The sequence below is a fragment of the Xenorhabdus yunnanensis genome, assembly GCF_028598805.1.
Taxonomy (GTDB): Bacteria; Pseudomonadota; Gammaproteobacteria; order Enterobacterales; family Enterobacteriaceae; genus Xenorhabdus; species Xenorhabdus yunnanensis.
The window spans coordinates 85,013-104,056 of record NZ_JAQRFI010000008.1; the positions used below are offsets into that span (position 1 = coordinate 85,013).

Below are 19,044 nucleotides of genomic sequence, written 5' to 3' on the forward strand. Positions count from 1 at the left end.
ATTAATCTTATTAAGCTAAGTTTTCTTCAACAAATTTCCAGTTGACCAGGGCCCAGAAATGCTCCAGATATTGAGGACGTGCATTACGGTAATCGATGTAATATGCGTGTTCCCAAACATCAACGGTCAGAACTGGTTTATCTTCACCAGTCAGTGGAGTTGCTGCATTAGAAGTGTTAACAATAGCCAGAGTACCGTCAGCTTTCTTGACCAACCAAGTCCAACCAGAACCAAAGTTTTTCAGGGCTGAGTCAGTGAACTGCTGCTTGAACTCAGCAAAAGAACCGAAAGCATTGTTGATAGCATCTGCTAATTTTCCGGTTGGTTCACCACCACCATTTGGTGACAGGCTATGCCAGTAGAAAGTATGGTTCCAAACTTGTGCAGCGTTATTGAAGATGCCGCCTTCAGATGTTTTGATTATTTCTTCCAGTGATTTCCCGGCGAGTTCGGTATCTTTAATCAGATTATTCAGGTTTATAACATAAGTATTGTGATGTTTGCCGTAATGATATTCTAGAGTTTCTGCAGAAATGTGTGGTTCCAGGGCATCTTTGGCATAAGGTAATGCTGGTAATTCAAAAGACATTGCATGCTCCTTTTTAATATCGGGTTTTTGGCTCCGCAAACCATGGTTTATAAAATACTAATCATGGGCAGGGCAAATTTAAGCTTATTATCATATTTGCTGTTTGGTAATTATCTTAACAACTTTTCTGCTAAATAACAGGAGAAAAGATACTACTAGGTTGCGAACTGACGTAGAACTGAACTGTAACATGGATTAGATACAGTCAGTTGGAATGAAAATATCTAGTGATTACTTGTTGCAGATCATGGTGAAAATTTGCCACATAAAGTTCACGGTAGAAAAATTAGAGTAGAAAGTGGTATTCTGAATCAATCTTTATCTAATACTGATGAATAGCGCTTGCAGTTTTAAGGAAGCAAAAATGACGAATATTAATACGAATACTAACACGGTTACTGATACAACAGCAGATGCGGTTATTGAGAAAATCGAACGCCAGATCAGAGAAAACCCAATTCTGCTATATATGAAAGGTTCTCCGAAACTGCCAAGCTGTGGCTTCTCTGCACAGACAGTTCAGGTTTTATCAGCTTGTGGTGAACGTTTTGCTTATGTGGATATTCTGCAAAATCCAGATATCCGTGCTCAATTGCCTAAATATGCAAATTGGCCGACCTTTCCTCAGCTTTGGGTTGATAGTGAACTGGTGGGAGGTTGTGACATTCTTGTTGAGATGTATCAGCGCGGTGAACTACAATCGTTGATCAAAGAGACTGCTGACAAGTATCGTGAGCAGGAAGAAGAGCAGTAATTCATCTGAATGATGAATACTTTTCGTAGCCCCATACTTTTTATAGGTATGGGGCTTACTTTTTTTAGGACTCGCAGTCAGCAGTGTCAGGGGTTGGCAGTGGCCAACCACCTAACCGTTTCCAGCGATTAACAAGTTCGCAGAAAAGCAAGGCTGTTCGATCAGTATCATAAAGAGCGCTATGTGCTTGATTGCTGTCAAACGGAATGTCCGCAGTGATGCAGGCTTTGGCTAAAATTGTTTGACCAAGAACCAATCCGCTGAGTGCCGCAGTATCAAAAGTGGCGAACGGGTGGAATGGATTACGTTTCAAACCAGAACGTTCAGCAGCGGCCGTGACAAAATTGTGATCAAAATTGGCATTATGGGCGACTATAATCGCGCGATTACAGTTAGTGTCTTTCATGCCTTTGCGGATCATTTTGAAAATAGCATGCAAGGCAGTGTATTCACTGACGGCTCCTCGTAAGGGATTTGTGGGATCAATGCCAGTGAAAGCGAGAGCGGCAGGATCAAGGTTAGCTCCTTCAAAAGGCTCGATATGGAAATGCAGTGTATCAGCAGGTGTTAGCCAACCGTCATCATCCATTTTTAAAGTAATTGCAGCAATTTCAAGTAAAGCATCTGTACGTGCATTAAAACCGGCGGTTTCGACATCAATGACAACGGGATAGTAGCCACGAAAGCGTCCACTTAGCATATTTTGATCGTTTTGATTAGACATCTGATTTTCAGTTCTTAGCTTCAGGATTCTGTTTTTGACTCTAGAATGGTGGACATTATGACAAAATTTGGTGTGCCTTGCAGAAGTAATACTTATCTTATCAGGATAAGAAAGGGCAATAGGATATGCCCTTTTGTATATGCATGAATAATTTCTAGCTATAACTTGGTATCTATTGATAGAGTTAATTGCCTAATGCACTGCTGGCGCTTGTATTTTCGATGAGTTCAATCTTATAGCCATCGGGATCTTCAACGAATGCAATGACTGTTGTTCCGCCTTTAACTGGTCCTGCTTCGCGAACCACGTTCCCTCCAGCAAGTTTGATGCGTTCACAGGTTGCTGCAACATCATCAACGCCTAAGGCGATATGCCCAAATGCGGTTCCCATTTCGTAGTTTTCAACACACCAATTGTGGGTTAGCTCAATGACTGCACCTTGGCTTTCATCGGTGTAACCAACAAATGCGAGAGAGTACTTATACTCTGGGTTTTCACTTGTGCGAAGTAAACGCATACCCATTACCTGAGTATAGAAATCAACCGAGCGCTGCATGTTGCCAACACGGATCATAGTATGGAGTAAACGCATGATTACCTCTTGATCTTTATAGTTTTATTGAGAAATATTAGCTTTCATTGCAAAACTTTGCTCACATATCTGCACATCTCCAGTTAACTATAACGTGGATGGGTAAAATAATTCAAATTGTCCTGTTCGTTTATTTTGTTTCGGAATGTTACTATTTTGTTTTGAAATGTATTGGTTGCGGTTTATACTGACCAACAAATAGTTTCATATTGGAAATAATTGATAAGTCCAAATGCAGGAGGATGAGATGGCCGAACAATTAGAATTTTTTGCTATTCCAAACCCTTGTCGAGGGGTTTGTGAATCTGATTCCCGTGGTTTTTGCCGAGGATGTTATCGTAATAGGGAAGAGCGATTTATGTGGATGAAATTATCGGATAGTGAAAAAAGAAAAATATTGCGGTTATGTCATCATAGATATCTAAGAGAATTAAGATTAAAGGGATTCAATGAAAACATTATCCCAAAACAACCTGGTTTATTTTAGTTTTATTCTGAGTTGATTAAAAAATATCACTTATATGAATTATGGTTTAGGATGAACGAAAAAATAAGTAATATTACCAGTAATAAATGGCACATAATTTATATTACATTTCTTTTATTTGACATAAGTCATTTCAAAATATCACTCCTGTTGGCTGGCTGAGGCATCTTAGTAAAAATTTCTTATTAAAGAATTATTTATTGAACAATAAATAGACTAATTTGTTATCTTATTGTTTTTTAAGTTATTTATTATAATATTGTCAATTTCTGTAAGAGAAAAATGATATTAATGTAAAAATATATAGATTAGTATTTGGATGGCGGTTATTCTTATAGAACTTTAACCGAGTGTAAATGTATATATTTTGGGGGCTTGTATCTTTTTTATTGATATTTAAAATTACAATAGTTTAGTTGGAAGATTATTTTATACAGTTTATATCGTTGGTGGATTAATGCGCGATTTTATTCGATGCGCCGTATAACTTCGCTCTTTAGGGCGACGAAGATGTCAACTTTGAGTAACAAGCCAACGCGACACTAATTAGGTTATTAGCGAAATTTCTGACTCTGCTAATGTAAGCATGATATAGGATGCATATCCATTATTCATATGAATAAACTGATTGGATAATTCATTGATGTTATGAGTCTCTAATTATAAGGAGGGGTAATTGGAATTGACATTGGGATCAGATCTGGCACGTTTAGTCCGTGTTTGGCGCGCTTTAATTGATCATCGTTTGAAACCGTTGAAATTAACTCAGACGCATTGGGTTACTCTATACAATATTAGTCAGCTGCCACCAGAGCAATCACAGATACAGCTCGCAAAAGCTATTGGTATTGAGCAACCATCTCTGGTGAGAACGCTTGATCAATTAGAAGAAAAGAAACTGATTACACGGCACACATGTGCCAATGATCGACGCGCAAAAAGAATCAAATTAACCGGAGAATCGGAAACTTTTATTAGAGAAGTGGATAGTGTTATTGATTCGACAAGAAAAGAAATCTTGGAGGGAATTACTCATGATGAGTTAATTCTGCTTGCTTCTGTAATAAAAAAAATTGAAAAAAATATTAGCCAATTACATAAACAGGTAATATAAAAATTAATCTGTAATAAAAATCGCGGTCCAGATCCAGTTACTGGTAAACCGCGATTTTTTATTCTTGTGTTATTGGAATATTTCAGAGTGGTGACACTGTCAGAGAACTTCCGCTGTTTGCGATTTGGACGCGTTGTCCTCTGCTGAATACAGTTCGGTCTAATTTTTGTACTACAATGATATTTTTTCCATTGTCTGTACGAATGTTTAATTCGATACCTTTTGCTTGGTCTATAGCACCTTCGATTCCTTGACCAGCCAGACCACCAGCAATAGCGCCTGCGGCTGTTGTAAGCCTTTGGCCAGAGCCACCCCCAATGGTATTACCTAACAATCCTCCCAAAACGGCTCCCCCAATGAAACCTAAGACATTAGGATCACCGGCTTGTTTGCCTTTAATAGTGACGGGGCGTACTGACAGAATGGTGCCATAGGCTACAGTTTGGGCTTGTTTGGCTTGACCAATAGAATAAGTGTCACTAGAGAGTGTTCCCATGTCTGCACAACCAGACAAAGTGGTTACTACAACTGCACCAACCAGGAAACGTTTTAACATAGTTACTCCTAATTTTAATGCCCGATAGGGAAATTTGATAATAGACCTATAATCAAACGTTCGGCTGCTATTGATAGCAGCTAAACTGATAGCTTTACCAGCAACTAATGATATATATCCACGCATATAATAAATGCTCACGATGAACTCGCAAAGGAATAATTCCTGACCAAAAGCTTAGCATGTTTTGTGAAGGGCTTTCCAAAACTCAGATTTTATCTCTGATAATGATCATTAAACATATATAGTCCGAATAGGATGTGTCTTATAGTTTATGTAAGATTAAATGTAATCCATTATTTAATAGAGGAATATTTATGAAATCAGGACGTTATATTGGTGTGATGTCTGGCACTAGCATGGACGGGGTTGATGTTATTTTGGCAGAGATTAGTGATAAGGTTGTGATTCAACAAGTGAGTTATAATCATTCTTTCCCACAAGAACTTAAGCAAAAATTGCTTTCTATTTGTCAAGGTCAGCAGACGACATTATCAATGGTCGGAAGATTTGACTATGAACTTGGAACTCTCTTTGCGGAAGCTGTTCAAGGATTGTTGAATAAAGCAGGGCTGACTGCAAATGACATTACAGCAATCGGATGTCATGGGCAGACCGTATGGCATGAACCGGATGGTGAAAAGCCTTTTACTATGCAAATCGGCGACAATAACCGTGTAGCAGCATTGACTAATATTACAACAGTCGGTGATTTCAGACGGCGTGACATGGCTTATGGTGGTCAGGGAGCACCTTTGGTGCCAGCATTCCATATGGCTGTATTGGGCCATCCTACAGAAAGGCGTATTATTTTGAATATTGGCGGAATAGCTAATATTTCAGCACTTCTGCCTAATTCTGCCGTTAAAGGATATGATACCGGTCCGGGGAACATGCTGATGGATGCTTGGACATGGCGGCATAAGCAATTGCCTTACGATAAAGATGCATTATGGGCTAGTGAAGGTAATGTTAATGAATCTTTGCTTCAAAAAATGCTTTCTGATCCATATTTCGCACGTACGGCACCGAAGAGTACAGGGCGCGAATACTTTAATATGGCGTGGTTGGAAAAACAGCTAGCTGATTTTCCTGCAATTGAACCAGTGGATGTTCAAGCAACATTGGCTGAGTTAACGACCGTAAGTATTGCTCAGCAAGTTATGCTAAGCGGTGGATGTGATCGTCTTTTAGTATGCGGTGGTGGGGCACGTAATCCACTTGTGATGAATCGGTTATCGACTTTATTATCGGATACTGAAGTAGCTACGACAGACAAATATGGTTTGAGTGGTGACGATATGGAAGCACTGGCATTTGCTTGGTTGGCATTCCGAACAATGTCTGGATTATCTGGTAATTTGCCATCAGTAACTGGTGCGGATAGAGAAACGATTTTAGGCGCAATTTATCCGGTTATCAGATAATTGGTTGGATCATGATCAGTTAATCAATAACTATTATTAGAAGGCAGTTAGCTAGCAGATAACAATGATATGCTAATACTCATTAAGAAACCGAGAAATTAGAAATGTCAGAAAATAATGAAACAGCTATCGCAGAACTGCGTCGCGAATATATACGTGATGGGTTAAGGCGAAAAGATCTTACTGAAGAACCAATTAAACTTTTTGAGTGCTGGTTAAAACAGGCTTGTGAAGCGAAACTCAGCGATCCGACGGCAATGTGTATTGCTACAGTAGATGAGAACGGACAACCTTATCAGCGCATTGTTCTGTTAAAACATTTTGATGCCCATAGCTTGATATTTTATACCAATCTTGGCAGCCGTAAGGCAAAACATCTGGCTCAGAATAACCGGATCAGTCTCCATTTTCCTTGGTATCAATTGGAGCGACAAGTTAGTTTTCTTGGCAAAGCTGAGCGTTTGTCTCCGCTTGAAGTAGTGAAATATTTTCATAGTCGTCCAAGAGATAGCCAGATTGCAGCTTGGGCCTCTCAGCAATCCTCAAAAATTTCTGCCAGAGTCATTTTGGAAGGAAAATTTTTGGAATTGAAACAGAAATTCCAGAATGGTGAGGTTCCTCTTCCCAGTTTCTGGGGCGGATTTAAGGTCGAATTTGATTCAGTCGAATTCTGGCAGGGCGGTGCTCATCGCCTCCATGATCGTTTTCTATATCAGCGTGAAGGTGATAAATGGCATATTGATCGGTTGGCTCCTTAATAACAGAACACTATAACCGTTCAATATACAAGGCCATAAATTGAGTAATGCTCAATAGACTGCAAATTACAGCTAATAAGGCAGTGATTTGCAAAGTGAAGAGTATAATTATCATTTTTAATACTGGCACTTATATTACTGGCGTTTTATGCTATAGCGCATGATTTATAACGAGATACTTATATACCCAATAGATTTCAGGTTGTAGCGTAATCAATAAAGTGGCGACCTGAAAGAAAGGGGATATATAGGTAAAGTATACAAACCGATGGAGTCATTAATGTCTAGCAATAACCTGATTAAACAACTGCAAGAGCGGGGCCTTGTTGCCCAGGTAACGGATGAAGAGGCGTTAGCTGAGAGACTGGCGCAAGGTCCGGTTTCTCTCTATTGTGGCTTCGATCCTACCGCTGACAGCTTGCATTTGGGCCATCTGGTTCCCTTGCTGTGTTTAAAACGATTCCAACTTGCTGGGCACAAACCTATTGCGTTGGTCGGTGGGGCGACAGGTTTGATTGGCGATCCGAGTTTTAAAGCAACTGAACGCAAATTAAACACAGAAGAAACAGTCAAAGAGTGGGTTGAAAAAATTCGCAATCAGGTTTCCCCATTCCTTAGTTTTAATGGTGAAAATGGTGCAGAGTTAGCCAATAACTACGAGTGGTTTGGCAAAATGGATGTGCTGACTTTCCTGCGTGATATCGGTAAGCACTTTTCTGTCAACCAGATGATCAACAAAGAAGCGGTAAAACAACGCCTTAACCGTGATGATGTTGGTATTTCATACACTGAGTTTTCTTATAACCTGTTGCAGTCATATGATTTTGCAAACCTGAATGGAAAATATGGCGTTGAATTGCAGATTGGTGGTTCAGACCAATGGGGCAACATTACTTCAGGTATCGATTTGACTCGTCGCTTACATCAGAAACAAGTGTTTGGGATAACAGTACCATTGATCACCAAATCAGATGGAACTAAATTTGGTAAGACAGAAGGTGGTGCCGTTTGGTTGGATCCAAAGAAAACCAGCCCATACAAATTTTACCAGTTCTGGATTAACACAGCAGATGCAGATGCTTACCGTTTCCTGAAATTCTTTACCTTCATGGATATTGAAGAAATTAATGCTCTAGAGGAAGAAGATAAAAATAGCGGTAAAGCCCCACGTGCTCAATATGTACTGGCAGAACAAGTTACTGGTATGGTGCATGGCGAAGAAGGCCTTGCAGCGGCGAAGCGCATCACTGAAAGTTTGTTCTCCGGTGCGATTGTTGATTTGACTGAAGATGATTTTGCCCAATTAGCACAAGATGGAATGCCGGCAATTGAACTTGAAAAAGATGCCGATTTGCAACAAGCACTAGTTACAGCTGAATTTGTTCCTTCCCGTGGTCAGGCTCGTACCATGATCAGCTCTAATGCAGTTTCCATCAACGGTGAAAAACAATCCGAACCTATGTATGTATTTGCAAAGAGTGATCGTTTGTTTGGGCGTTATAGTTTATTACGTCGTGGTAAGAAGCATTATTGCCTTATCAATTGGAAATAATTAATATTATTAAGGGCAACATTATTGTTGCCCTTAATGTATCTGGCATCTTTATAGATATCATCTATATCCTATGGATTTTAAGTTGCAACCAGAGGTAATGACCAGCTACCCGGTCATTACCCCAGCCAACAAAGCTGCAGTTTGAAGGACGACGGGTATATTCATAAATCAAAAATAATAAACTAGGCCTTATCATGAACCATGTTCTTTCAATTCAGTCTCATGTTGTTTTTGGTCATGCAGGAAACAGCGCGGCTGTTTTCCCGATGCGTCGTATGGGAGTGAACGTATGGGCATTAAATACGGTTCAATTTTCAAACCATACCCAATATCCTCAATGGCGTGGTTGTGTTATGCCACCTGAACATTTGACTGAAATTGTGCAGGGAATTGGTGAAATTAATAAATTAGCATCCTGTAATGCCATCTTGAGTGGTTATATTGGTTCTCCAGAGCAGGGAAGTTATATCCTTGATATCGTGAAGCAGGTTAAAGAAGCCAATCCTGATGCATGGTATTTCTGTGATCCCGTAATGGGACATCCGGAAAAAGGATGTATAGTTGCTCCGGGTGTTGCGGAATTCTTTTGTGAGAAAGCACTACCTGCCAGTGATATCATCGCGCCTAATTTATTGGAACTTGAAACACTGACCATGCGGAAAATTGAAAATGTAGAACAAGCTATATCCGCAGCTCGTGAGTTATGTGAAAAAGGTCCAAAGATTGTATTGGTTAAACATTTGAGTCGTGCAGGCTATCAGAAAGATTGTTTTGAAATGCTTTTGGTGACGAAAGAACATAGTTGGCATATTAGTCGCCCATTAATTGATACGGGAACACTTCAGCCAGTTGGTGTTGGTGACTTAACGAGTGGTTTGTTCCTCGTCAATCTGTTGAAAAATTTGTCTTTGACAAATGAAGCATTGCAAGCTGCATTAGAACATGTTGTTGCCGCAGTCTACGAAGTAATGTTGGAAACACAAAAGCGTGAAGAATATGAATTACAGATTATTGCTGCGCAAGATAAGATGGTCACTCCAGAACATCAGTTTCATGCGGTAAGAATAGACTGACGCTGAAAATTATCAGTAAAATTACGCTTTCGATGGTCTTGGATAGCATATAGTCTTAGCTAGCATGTTGGTGCTACCTAATTGAGAGTAACAAGAAAGAGACAGTCTCAGCTATAATTTTATGGCTGAGACCATCTTCGATATGTCAACGAACGATTACTTTAACTCTAACTCGTTCATAGCAGCGATGCTGAAACCACCATCAACATGCAAGATCTCACCGGTAACACCTCCAGCCAGATCTGAGCACAAGAAGGCAGCAGCATTACCAACATCTTCTGTTGTTACAGTGCGGCGAATAGGTGTAACTGCTTCACAATGCGCCAGCATTTTACGGAAATCTTTGATACCTGAAGCCGCCAGAGTACGGATTGGACCAGCAGAGATGCCATTAACACGGACACCTTCAACACCCATTGCATTTGCCATATAACGCACGTTTGCTTCCAGAGAGGCTTTCGCCAGACCCATTACGTTATAGTTAGGAATCGCACGTTCTGCGCCCAGATAGCTCAAGGTGAGTAGAGCAGAACCAGGATTCAGCATCTCACGGCAGGCTTTTGCCATTGCGACGAAACTGTATGCACTGATGTCATGTGCAATTTTAAAGCCTTCACGGCTGACAGCATTAACATAATCACCATCAAGCTGGTCAGCTGGTGCATAACCGATGGAGTGAACAAAACCATCGAATTTAGGCCATACTTTACCTAGTTCAACGAACAATGCGTCGATACTTTCATCTTCAGCCACGTCACATGGCAGAATGATATTCGAATTCAGAGATGCGGCGAATTCTTCGACACGAGGTTTCAATTTGTCATTTTGATAGGTAAAAGCTAGCTCTGCTCCTTGATCGTGCATTGCCTTGGCAATTCCATAAGCGATAGACAGTTTGCTGGCAACACCAGTAATGAGAATGCGCTTGCCGGTCATGAAACCCATAGCAGTATCCTTATTGTTCTTTGTGATCAAAATTGTTCTTTGTGATCAAACACCGAGAGTCATGGGGAAACAAATATCCAACCATGGCTGCGGTATTTATTGTGAATAAACGGGGGTGATTCTACCACGCCGGAGGAAAATGTGGTGAGTTTCCCATTCTGTTCCGATCAGTGATTAAAATACACCCAATAAAAACATCAGGTGATATCCTGTCGCCATGCTTCAGTAGACAGGGCTTCACCAAAATGACTGGCTATCAATTTACGTGTAATAACATGCAGTGGAGAAGCCAGAACCTCCGCTGTATTGCCACGTTCGACAACTTCTCCTTGATGCATCACCAGTATTTGATCACTGATATGTTTCACCATACCGAGATGTTGTGTGACGTAAATATATGAAATTTCGTGTTTTTCTTGTAATTCTAACATCAAATTGACTATTTGGGAGCGTATTGACACATCAAGGGAAGCCAATGCTTCGTCTGCAACAATAATTTGTGGTTGTAATATTAAAGCCCGCGCCAAAGCTACACTCTGTTTCTGTCCTGAGGCGAGCATGTGTGGATAATAATTGGCATGATCTGGCAATAAACCAACTTGACGCAATGTTTGGTTAATGCGTTTTTCCCGTTCAGAGGGGGGCAACGCCGTATTCAAGATTAACGGTATATCTAGAATCTGGCCAATGCGCTGGCGAGGATTCAGTGATGTGCTGGGGTCCTGAAAAATCATGCGAATGCGCTGGCTGCGATAGCTGTAATCTCCGTAAGACAGCTTATGACCGTTAATCAAAATCTTACCTGAAGTCGGCTCGATAACTCCGGATAGCATTCTCGCTAATGTGGATTTACCGGAACCATTTGCACCAATGATAGCCAGTGTTTTTTTCGGTTGCAGGGTAAAACTTATCGGTTTTACGGCATCAAGCTGATGACGGCGAAATAACCCGGTTTGATAGCGAAATGTTTTAGTCAGGTTTTTAACTTCCAATAATGTCTCAACCAATTACAATTCCTCAATATTCAAAGGGAAATGGCAGGCGAATGCATGGTTCTTGATCACCCGTAATCGTGGAGTTTCAATACAGGTTTTCTGTGCATAAGGACAACGTGGCCCCAAGCGGCAACCTACCGGTAGACGTTCCAGTGATGGAATAACTCCGGACAGCGTATTCAACCGACTTTTGTGTGGTAATTGGCTGCCAAAATCAGGAATTGAACGGATTAGAGCTTGAGTATAGGGATGACAAGGTTTCAGCAGCAACTCATCCGGGGTGGCATTTTCCACGGTTTGACCACAATACAGAACATTGATGCGTTTAACCAGTTTACTCATCATTTGCAGATCATGACTGATTAACAGGATAGTCATGTTGTTGTTCTGATTTAAGCTTGAAAGCAAACGGTATATTTGGGCCCGCGTTGTAGGTTCCATTGCATTGGTTGGTTCATCGGCAATCAGTAACCGTGGCTGGTTGGCAAGCGCAATGGCAATCATTACTTTTTGACATTCACCTTCGGTTAATTCATAAGGATAACTGTGCATAATGTCATAGTGATCTTTAATACCAACGCGGTGCAACAATTCAATCGCACGGCGCTTTCGCCAGTTAAATCGCTGCCACCAACGACCTTTATACGTCCATCCAGGAATAGATTGAATAATCTGTTTACCAACACGTTCTGATGGATCGAGACATGATTGTGGTTCCTGAAAAATCATTGAAATATTATGACCAATCACTTTACGGCGCTGCCGTAGCGTCAGGCGCAATAAATCAATATCGTTAAAGCGAAAACGATCTGCAGTAACTTTAAGATTATCTTTGGTAATACCACAAATCGCTTTGGCAATTAAACTCTTACCTGAACCTGACTCACCAGCCAAACCCAGTATTTCACCTTCTGTTAGTGAAATACTCATTCGGTCAACGGCTTTGACAGGACCTTCTGTCGTCATGAATTCAATGGTGAGGTTTCGAATATCGAGTAACGGCATTATTCGACTCCTGCGTTAATAGCACGGTGGAGGCCATCACCCAATAAGTTAACCAGTAGGACGCTGAACATAATTGCTGCTCCGGGAAACATAACAGTCCATGGTGCATTAGAGAGTAGTTCCAATGAATTTTTCATCATAGCTCCCCATTCGGGAGATGGTCTTTGTGCACCAAGATCGAGAAATCCCAACGCAGTAATCTCAAGAATAGCGATGGAGAGAGCACGAGTTAACTCACTGACTATCACTGCAGTGATATTGGGAAAAATGGCATAACGTAAAATATGGTGGTTTGAAGCACCGTCTAGGCGTGCTGCTATAATATACTCTTTATCCAGTTCGTTATGCACAGCTGTATAAACAGTGCGTACTATTCTTGGTAGTAATGCCAGTGAAACTGCAATCATGGCATGGTGCAGACTAGCTCCAACAAAAGCAACGACAATGATAGCCAGTAACAATGAAGGAATAGCGAGTAAAGTATCAAAAATATGGTTTAAAACCGCCGATTTCAATCCACGCGTCATTCCGGCAAGGCTACCGATGATTAATCCTATAATGGCTACCGCTGCAGTGACAACCAACGCTCCCCCAAATGTGGAAGATGTGCCAATCAATAGACGGCTGAAAATATCACGGCCGAGATCGTCAGTTCCAAGGAAAAAGGAGACGTTGCCTGAATGCGACCATGAAGGTGGTGTAAGCTGGTTATCAAATTGTAGATCAAGTGGATATGGGGCGAGATACTCTCCCAACAAACTCAGTGTAATTAAAATTAATACCCCATAAAAACCAGTCATCGCCAATACATCAGCATAGAAAAATCGCCAGATAACTTTCAATGGCGATGGCATTTTCTTTTCTCGGTAAAAATTATCTAAGGGCATACCATTCCTTATGCTTCAGGGGATTAGCTATAGCTCCAATAATATCTGTCAGCATATTAACTGAAATAACCAGCGTGCCTATCACCATGATACCTGCTGAGATTGCGGAATAATCTTGCTGTTGGATAGCGTTGATGAGCCAAGGCCCTAAACCTGGCCAGTCAAAGACTCGCTCTGTCACCATAGCTAATGTGAGCATAGTTGAGAATTGTAATCCTAATTTAGGAATGATGGGAGGCAAGGCATTGTGTAATAGGTGACGTCGAATGATAGTTAGCCGAGATAAACCACGGGTTGCTGCTGATTTGATATAATTTGCACCTGAGATTTCTTCAACGCTGTTGCGCATCAAACGGATAACTTCTGTTGTAGGGACAACAGCCAGAGTGATAACGGGCAGTATCATATGCATAACGACGTTAATAACCATCTCATTGCGATAAGGTGCCTTTGACAGCCAGGCATCAATCAGTGCGGAACCAGTGACAGGTTCCATTGGATAGAGTAGATAAAATCGCCCTGAAACAGGTAACCAATGTAAGCTAAGTGAAAAAAGAAGGATCAGTAGCAAAGCCAGCCAGAAAACCGGGATGGAAAAACCACATAGGGTAAGTGTGCTGATAATGATATCTGCTTTTTTATTACGCCAGACACCAGCAATAATCCCAAGAGGAATGCCAATTAACAACGCCATGGAAAAAGAGAGGATACAAAGCTCCATAGTAGCGGGGAGAACAGTGTATAGTTGTTCAATAACCTGTTGCTCATTAATTTTTGAAACACCAAAATTCCATTGAAACAGGTTATGGGTATAGTATACATAGGCATCTAACAGCGGTGTTCCACTCAAGGAACCACTAGGTGTGAAATACATCAGGCTGAAACTAATCAACGAAAGAAAAAATAATGTCACAATCAGAAGTAACAAACGACGTAGGATATAAATAATCATTTGCTTCCCTTTTTATTTTCATCAGGAACGATAGCCTCCTGTGCGCGGTAAACCTTGTCAAAGGCGTCAACGCCAAACGGGCTGAATACTAATCCTTTAATATCATTGCGAAAGCTCTGCAAATGCGTTGAATAAGCCAGTGGCAGCAAGGGTAATTGTTGCGCAAGGATTTTTTGTGCAAAAAAATAATTTTCTTTGCGTGAGACAATTTGTTGATTTAACAAGGCTTGACGAAGAGCATCATCAAAAGCTGAATTACACCAGCGGCTCAGGTTTGTTTTAGATGCAGTTGCGGCACAACTCAGTAATGGACGGAAAAAACTATCGGGATCATTGCTATCGGCAGACCAGCCTGCCAGTACCATATCATAATCCTTATTCCTCTGTAGATTTTCCTGAAAACTACCTTCGACGGGATGAATAGATATCTTAATACCAACTTTTGCTAAATCTGCCTGAATTAACTCTGCCATTTTCAGAGGACGTGGATTATAAGCTTGTGAAGCTGTTGGAACCCATAATGTTAATTCCAATTCACTTAATCCCGGTTCACTTAACATCTTGCTGGATTTTTCAGGATTGTATTCGGTAATTTCGATACTCTGATCATATGCCCATGATATATTAGGCAAAATAGAGGTTGCTGTTTCTGCCATTTTATTGTAAATGGATTGCATCAGACGTGGGTTATTGATGGCATAAGCAATAGCTTGACGAACTTCCAACTTATTTAACGGTGGCTTGCTGGTATTAAATGCGAGATAAGCGACATTCATGCCAGGCTGTGATGTCTGACTCAGATTCGGGTCATTATGTACAATGTTCAGCTGGTTAGTATCGGGATAAGCCAGTACATCGCATTCACCTGTGAGTAGTTTTGAGATCCTGCCTGTACCGCCAGTACCCGTATCTATCACAACCTGTTCCATACGTGGTTTGCCTTTCCAGTATTTATCATGGCGAACAAGGCGAATAAATTGTCCCATCCTATAATCTTTCATCATGAAGGGGCCTGTTCCAACAGGTTTCCAGTCTAATTGTTCCCGTCTATTCATTTGCTGCAACTTTTGAGCATATTCCTGAGATAGTATAGGTGCATGGTGTGTTGCTAAGTACCAGAGAAAAGATGCATTGGGAGCATTAAGGTGGAATTCAACAGTATATTCGTCGATTTTTCGAACATCCTTCACTGAATTACCAAATTGCAAACTATCAAAATAGGGATAGTGACCACCATTAATCTTATGATAATCGTGTGTTTTATCAAAGAGTCTGCGGAAACTGAAAATGACATCATCCGCGTTCATAACGCGGGTTGGTATAAACCAATTGGTTGATTGGAAGGCAACATTATGACGTAGATAAAAGCGATAGGTCGCCCCATTGTCCAGGACTTCCCAGTCAGTAGCTAGCTCAGGAACCAAATTATAGTTAAAGGGATCAACTCCCAGTAGGCGGTTATAAATCTGCGCAGCAAGAGTATCCACGGTCAAGCCACTGATAGCTATTTGTGGATTAAACGTATTCAAATTGCCATTAACGCAATAAATAAATCCACTCTGTTGTAAAGCTGTTGGAATATGAGACAGACTTTCCGATGTGTTGTTTGGCATCGGTTCTGGAATGGATTCCGCAATAGTTTCTGGAATAGCATTCTTGGCCGCCAGAGTTGGGGCGGAAATCAATAATATGATCCAGTAAATCAAAGAGCGCATATAAAATGTCAGTCATAAAAAAGAATTTGGCTATTGTAACTTAATTAACGCTTTTTGCTCAAAAACAACGGTCAGATCACGATAATGAGAAGAATTCTTAATAAAGTGCTTTACAAATGTAACTGATAAACATTATCATTCTCATCGTGCTTTCAGGGAGATACTCTTATAGTATCAAGTGAGTAATCTCAGAAAAGGCACGACATTGCTCACATTGCTTCCAGTATTTTTATTAGCCGGCTCGGGTGCCGGCTATTTTTTTATCTTTCTATCTATCTGCCTTTAATTGATTACTCTGCTCGGCTGACCTTTTGTTTAATCGTTATCATGAACGTTGATATGGTGTTTTTTGATTAGTCCGCGTAGTTGGTGATAAGTCAAGTTAAGTTTGTCAGCGGCTTTTTTCTGATTGAATTGACTTTTTGTCAAAGCCTGCATGATTAAACTCTTTTCACTATCGTTTTGCCACTGCCGTAAATCAAGAGGTAACCCCGGAAGGGGAGAATTGATAATTCCGTGGTCAGTGGATGATGGGATCGATTGCTGTGATGGTAAAAAGGGGTTGATAATAATCGTATTTAATTCATTTTCATTATTACCATGCCGATAAATTGAACGTTCGATAACGTTTTTTAATTCGCGAACATTGCCAGGCCAATGATAAGAAAGTAATTGTTGTTTAGCCTCGTCAGTAAACCCCGGAAAAAATGGCAGATTTAATTCACGGCACATCTGAATCGCAAAATTTTGTGCCAGTAACATAATATCTGGCTGCCGTTGACGCAATGGTGGAATATGAACGACGTCAAAAGCGAGCCTATCGAGCAAATCGGCTCTGAATTTTCCACAGACTGCCATAGAAGGTAAATCTTCGTTGGTTGCACAGATCAAACGCACATCGACTTGTAATGACTGAGTACCGCCTACGCGCTCTAAGTGACCATATTCAATGACCCGCAGTAATTTTTCCTGTACTTGCATGGGAGCAGTAGCGAGTTCATCAAGAAACAAGGTTCCGCCATCAGCTCGTTCAAAGCGGCCTTGATGTTTTGAGCGGGCACCGGTGAAAGCCCCAGCCTCATGACCAAAAAGTTCTGAATCAAGCAAATTTTCATTGAGTGCTGCACAATTCAGTGAAATAAAAGGGCCTTGCCAACGCGGAGAAAGATAATGTAACCGGCAGGCAATTAACTCTTTGCCTGTCCCCCGTTCTCCCAGAACTAAAACAGGCTTATTTAATTTTGCCAATGCGGAGACTTGTTCCAAAATTTCAATAAAACAGTTTGCTTCACCTAATAGGTTATCAATAAACTGAGACATGGTATTTTTCGCCAAAAGTTGGTCAATTTAACTACATTAGCTTATCGCAATAAAAAAGCAAATAAAAAATTATCCAAGTTATTTCAATCAGATAAGTAAAACAAGAAAGTTGGCATGTATCTTGTATTTAGTTAAGTGTTTTACCGTGTATCTTGTATCCGTATTTAACAATACACAGGCATAACACACATACATTCTAATGAAAGAGGTTTATGACTATGGGTATTTTCTCTCGTTTTGCTGATATCGTGAACGCTAATATCTCCTCTCTGCTGGATAAAGCTGAAGATCCACAGAAAATGGTTCGCTTGATGATTCAGGAAATGGAAGACACGCTGGTGGAAATCCGCTCTACTTCAGCCCGTACATTGGCAGAGAAAAAACAGCTTTTGCGTCGTATCAGCATGGGTGAAAGCCAAATTGATGGCTGGCAAGAAAAAGCTGAATTGGCACTGGGCAAAGGCAAAGAAGATTTAGCGCGTGCAGCGTTGATCGAAAAACAAAAAGTCAGTAGCTTAGTTGAAATGCTAATACACGAATTATCTATTCTGGATGAAACTCTGGAACGTATTAAAGGTGAAGTGACTGAGCTGGAAAATAAATTGACCGAAGCGCGTGCAAGGCAACAGTCACTAACTCTGCGCCATCAAGCTGCGGCATCTTCGCGCGAAGTACGCCGTCAGTTGGATAGTGGTAAAATCGATGAGGCAATGGCGCGTTTTGAACAGTTTGAGCGCCGGATAGACCACATGGAAGCAGAGGCAGAAGCTGTTGGACTGGGTAAACAGAAATCACTCGAACAGCAATTTGTTGAATTGAAGGCAGATGATGAAATTAGTGCACAACTTGCGGCCTTGAAAGCTAAAATGAATATCAAAGATTCACAATGATGACATATGTCATGCACAACTAAGGAAAGATAATGGGCTATATATTTCTTGGGATCCCGCTGATCATTTTTGTGCTTTTTGTCTTACCTATCTGGTTATGGCTGCATTACAGCAACCAGAATGGTAATCGGGGTCAATTAGGGAACAGTGAAATTCAGCGTTTAGAACAATTGACAGAGAATGCTAGGCGTATGCAAGAAAGGATTAAAACGTTAGAAGATATCCTTGATGCAGAGCATCCAAATTGGAGACAGTCATAATGTCAAATAAATACCGCAGAAAACTTTACCGTTTGCCAGAACAGGGGATGGTTAAAGGGGTTTGTGCTGGGCTGGCAGACTATTTTGATGTGCCCGCTCCGCTTATCCGCACCATCACGGTATTATCGCTATTCTTTGGGCTATTTGGCATAACGGTATTGGCTTATATTATCTTGACCTTTGTAATGGATCCCGCGCCTGCGGGATATTTAGCAGAGGAAAAAAACAGAGGGCCATCAGCACAGAAAATGTTGAATGGAGTAGACTACCAATTGAAGGCAAGCGAAGCACGTTTGCGTCAAATGGAACGCTATGTCACTTCTGAAACTTACAATGTGCGCAGCCGTTTTCGCCAGCTTTGAGCGTGGTCAACCACATGAGTTCTGGTCAGTAACCGCGGAAATAATATTAAATATTGCATAAATAATTATGCCGATGTTACAGGC

At 40.8% G+C, this 19,044-nt stretch carries 21 protein-coding genes; 10 read left to right on the forward strand and 11 right to left on the reverse strand.

What is annotated here, in order from left to right:
* Positions 1 to 10 precede the first annotated feature (10 nt).
* The gene (gene sodB, locus PSI23_RS05285; RefSeq protein ID WP_273554097.1) at positions 11 to 589 is read right to left on the reverse strand and encodes a superoxide dismutase [Fe]; all 579 of its coding nucleotides are present in this window, start codon (positions 587 to 589) and stop codon (positions 11 to 13) included.
* A gap of 364 nt (positions 590 to 953) precedes the next feature.
* Here sodB and PSI23_RS05290 point away from each other — a divergent pair, with 364 nt between their 5' ends.
* Complete coding sequence (locus PSI23_RS05290) at positions 954 to 1,343, forward strand: Grx4 family monothiol glutaredoxin (protein ID WP_273554098.1); 390 nt, start codon at positions 954 to 956, stop codon at positions 1,341 to 1,343.
* Positions 1,344 to 1,407: 64 nt separating this feature from the next.
* On the opposite strand, the gene rnt is transcribed toward PSI23_RS05290, so the two are convergent.
* Both rnt and gloA read right to left on the reverse strand, forming a co-directional pair.
* The gene (gene rnt / locus PSI23_RS05295; protein WP_273554099.1) at positions 1,408 to 2,067 is read right to left on the reverse strand and encodes a ribonuclease T; all 660 of its coding nucleotides are present in this window, start codon (positions 2,065 to 2,067) and stop codon (positions 1,408 to 1,410) included.
* Between the two features lie 184 nt (positions 2,068 to 2,251).
* Entirely contained in the window at positions 2,252 to 2,659 is a 408-nt protein-coding gene (gloA, locus tag PSI23_RS05300; protein ID WP_273554100.1) for a lactoylglutathione lyase, read from the reverse strand.
* Positions 2,660 to 2,906: 247 nt separating this feature from the next.
* Here gloA and PSI23_RS05305 point away from each other — a divergent pair, with 247 nt between their 5' ends.
* Positions 2,907 to 3,146, forward strand: coding sequence for a DUF1289 domain-containing protein (locus PSI23_RS05305; protein WP_273554101.1), 240 nt, complete (start codon positions 2,907 to 2,909; stop codon positions 3,144 to 3,146).
* Between the two features lie 676 nt (positions 3,147 to 3,822).
* Positions 3,823 to 4,260: a transcriptional regulator SlyA gene (gene slyA, locus PSI23_RS05310; protein ID WP_069316026.1), complete on the forward strand. Its 438-nt coding sequence runs from the start codon at positions 3,823 to 3,825 to the stop codon at positions 4,258 to 4,260.
* Between the two features lie 82 nt (positions 4,261 to 4,342).
* Here the strand turns inward: slyA and PSI23_RS05315 are convergent, their stop codons facing one another.
* Complete coding sequence (locus tag PSI23_RS05315; RefSeq protein ID WP_273554102.1) at positions 4,343 to 4,816, reverse strand: outer membrane lipoprotein; 474 nt, start codon at positions 4,814 to 4,816, stop codon at positions 4,343 to 4,345.
* A 317-nt stretch (positions 4,817 to 5,133) separates the two neighbouring features.
* Between PSI23_RS05315 and anmK the strand changes: the two genes are divergently transcribed.
* The 4 genes from anmK (at position 5,134) to pdxY (ending at position 9,629) form a co-directional block, all read left to right on the forward strand.
* Positions 5,134 to 6,243, forward strand: a complete 1,110-nt coding sequence (anmK, locus tag PSI23_RS05320) for an anhydro-N-acetylmuramic acid kinase (protein WP_273554103.1) — start codon at positions 5,134 to 5,136, stop codon at positions 6,241 to 6,243.
* Positions 6,244 to 6,347: 104 nt separating this feature from the next.
* On the forward strand, positions 6,348 to 7,001 hold the full coding sequence (gene pdxH, locus PSI23_RS05325; RefSeq protein ID WP_273554104.1) for a pyridoxamine 5'-phosphate oxidase: 654 nt from the start codon (positions 6,348 to 6,350) through the stop codon (positions 6,999 to 7,001).
* 280 nt (positions 7,002 to 7,281) lie between these two features.
* Complete coding sequence (gene tyrS, locus PSI23_RS05330; protein WP_273554105.1) at positions 7,282 to 8,553, forward strand: tyrosine--tRNA ligase; 1,272 nt, start codon at positions 7,282 to 7,284, stop codon at positions 8,551 to 8,553.
* Between the two features lie 197 nt (positions 8,554 to 8,750).
* Positions 8,751 to 9,629 carry a pyridoxal kinase PdxY gene (pdxY, locus tag PSI23_RS05335; RefSeq protein ID WP_273554106.1) on the forward strand — a complete coding sequence of 293 codons (879 nt, stop codon included), beginning with the start codon at positions 8,751 to 8,753 and terminating at the stop codon, positions 9,627 to 9,629.
* 156 nt (positions 9,630 to 9,785) lie between these two features.
* Here pdxY and fabI read toward each other — a convergent pair whose 3' ends face one another.
* From fabI to pspF, 7 genes are all read right to left on the reverse strand, one after another.
* A complete protein-coding gene (gene fabI, locus PSI23_RS05340; protein ID WP_273554107.1) occupies positions 9,786 to 10,574 on the reverse strand; it encodes an enoyl-ACP reductase FabI in 789 nt (262 codons plus the stop codon).
* Between the two features lie 197 nt (positions 10,575 to 10,771).
* Positions 10,772 to 11,581: a putrescine export ABC transporter ATP-binding protein SapF gene (gene sapF, locus PSI23_RS05345; protein ID WP_273554108.1), complete on the reverse strand. Its 810-nt coding sequence runs from the start codon at positions 11,579 to 11,581 to the stop codon at positions 10,772 to 10,774.
* Positions 11,582 to 12,574: a putrescine export ABC transporter ATP-binding protein SapD gene (sapD, locus tag PSI23_RS05350; RefSeq protein ID WP_273554109.1), complete on the reverse strand. Its 993-nt coding sequence runs from the start codon at positions 12,572 to 12,574 to the stop codon at positions 11,582 to 11,584. It abuts the gene before it with no gap.
* Positions 12,574 to 13,461 (reverse strand): putrescine export ABC transporter permease SapC, encoded by an 888-nt coding sequence (sapC, locus tag PSI23_RS05355; RefSeq protein ID WP_273554110.1) that lies wholly within the window; start codon positions 13,459 to 13,461, stop codon positions 12,574 to 12,576. Before sapC ends, sapD begins: the two co-directional genes overlap by 1 nt.
* Positions 13,448 to 14,413, reverse strand: a complete 966-nt coding sequence (sapB, locus tag PSI23_RS05360; protein ID WP_273554111.1) for a putrescine export ABC transporter permease SapB — start codon at positions 14,411 to 14,413, stop codon at positions 13,448 to 13,450. The genes sapC and sapB overlap by 14 nt, the downstream gene beginning before the upstream one ends.
* Positions 14,410 to 16,128 carry an ABC transporter substrate-binding protein SapA gene (gene sapA / locus PSI23_RS05365; protein ID WP_273554112.1) on the reverse strand — a complete coding sequence of 573 codons (1,719 nt, stop codon included), beginning with the start codon at positions 16,126 to 16,128 and terminating at the stop codon, positions 14,410 to 14,412. Before sapA ends, sapB begins: the two co-directional genes overlap by 4 nt.
* Positions 16,129 to 16,443: 315 nt before the next feature.
* Positions 16,444 to 17,448: a phage shock protein operon transcriptional activator gene (pspF, locus tag PSI23_RS05370; protein WP_273554113.1), complete on the reverse strand. Its 1,005-nt coding sequence runs from the start codon at positions 17,446 to 17,448 to the stop codon at positions 16,444 to 16,446.
* A 218-nt stretch (positions 17,449 to 17,666) separates the two neighbouring features.
* Between pspF and pspA the strand changes: the two genes are divergently transcribed.
* The 3 genes from pspA to pspC are packed head-to-tail and all read left to right on the forward strand — an operon-like array spanning position 17,667 to position 18,960.
* The gene (gene pspA / locus PSI23_RS05375) at positions 17,667 to 18,338 is read left to right on the forward strand and encodes a phage shock protein PspA (RefSeq protein WP_273554114.1); all 672 of its coding nucleotides are present in this window, start codon (positions 17,667 to 17,669) and stop codon (positions 18,336 to 18,338) included.
* A gap of 32 nt (positions 18,339 to 18,370) precedes the next feature.
* Positions 18,371 to 18,598 (forward strand): envelope stress response membrane protein PspB, encoded by a 228-nt coding sequence (gene pspB, locus PSI23_RS05380; RefSeq protein ID WP_273554115.1) that lies wholly within the window; start codon positions 18,371 to 18,373, stop codon positions 18,596 to 18,598.
* The gene (gene pspC, locus PSI23_RS05385; RefSeq protein ID WP_273554116.1) at positions 18,598 to 18,960 is read left to right on the forward strand and encodes an envelope stress response membrane protein PspC; all 363 of its coding nucleotides are present in this window, start codon (positions 18,598 to 18,600) and stop codon (positions 18,958 to 18,960) included. Before pspB ends, pspC begins: the two co-directional genes overlap by 1 nt.
* Positions 18,961 to 19,044 lie beyond the last annotated feature (84 nt).

Excerpts from the sequence above, each read along its gene's own strand:
- pdxH (WP_273554104.1), top strand. The coding sequence starts at position 6,348 with ATGTCAGAAAATAATGAAACAGCTATCGCAGAACTGCGTCGCGAATAT.
- rnt (WP_273554099.1), bottom strand. The coding sequence starts at position 2,067 with ATGTCTAATCAAAACGATCAAAATATGCTAAGTGGACGCTTTCGTGGC.
- pspC (WP_273554116.1), top strand. The coding sequence starts at position 18,598 with ATGTCAAATAAATACCGCAGAAAACTTTACCGTTTGCCAGAACAGGGG.
- PSI23_RS05315 (WP_273554102.1), bottom strand. The coding sequence starts at position 4,816 with ATGTTAAAACGTTTCCTGGTTGGTGCAGTTGTAGTAACCACTTTGTCT.
- sodB (WP_273554097.1), bottom strand. The coding sequence starts at position 589 with ATGTCTTTTGAATTACCAGCATTACCTTATGCCAAAGATGCCCTGGAA.
- fabI (WP_273554107.1), bottom strand. The coding sequence starts at position 10,574 with ATGGGTTTCATGACCGGCAAGCGCATTCTCATTACTGGTGTTGCCAGC.
- tyrS (WP_273554105.1), top strand. The coding sequence starts at position 7,282 with ATGTCTAGCAATAACCTGATTAAACAACTGCAAGAGCGGGGCCTTGTT.
- anmK (WP_273554103.1), top strand. The coding sequence starts at position 5,134 with ATGAAATCAGGACGTTATATTGGTGTGATGTCTGGCACTAGCATGGAC.
- pspF (WP_273554113.1), bottom strand. The coding sequence starts at position 17,448 with ATGTCTCAGTTTATTGATAACCTATTAGGTGAAGCAAACTGTTTTATT.
- sapD (WP_273554109.1), bottom strand. The coding sequence starts at position 12,574 with ATGCCGTTACTCGATATTCGAAACCTCACCATTGAATTCATGACGACA.
- PSI23_RS05290 (WP_273554098.1), top strand. The coding sequence starts at position 954 with ATGACGAATATTAATACGAATACTAACACGGTTACTGATACAACAGCA.
- pspA (WP_273554114.1), top strand. The coding sequence starts at position 17,667 with ATGGGTATTTTCTCTCGTTTTGCTGATATCGTGAACGCTAATATCTCC.
- gloA (WP_273554100.1), bottom strand. The coding sequence starts at position 2,659 with ATGCGTTTACTCCATACTATGATCCGTGTTGGCAACATGCAGCGCTCG.
- sapC (WP_273554110.1), bottom strand. The coding sequence starts at position 13,461 with ATGCCCTTAGATAATTTTTACCGAGAAAAGAAAATGCCATCGCCATTG.
- pdxY (WP_273554106.1), top strand. The coding sequence starts at position 8,751 with ATGAACCATGTTCTTTCAATTCAGTCTCATGTTGTTTTTGGTCATGCA.
- pspB (WP_273554115.1), top strand. The coding sequence starts at position 18,371 with ATGGGCTATATATTTCTTGGGATCCCGCTGATCATTTTTGTGCTTTTT.
- sapA (WP_273554112.1), bottom strand. The coding sequence starts at position 16,128 with ATGCGCTCTTTGATTTACTGGATCATATTATTGATTTCCGCCCCAACT.
- sapB (WP_273554111.1), bottom strand. The coding sequence starts at position 14,413 with ATGATTATTTATATCCTACGTCGTTTGTTACTTCTGATTGTGACATTA.
- PSI23_RS05305 (WP_273554101.1), top strand. The coding sequence starts at position 2,907 with ATGGCCGAACAATTAGAATTTTTTGCTATTCCAAACCCTTGTCGAGGG.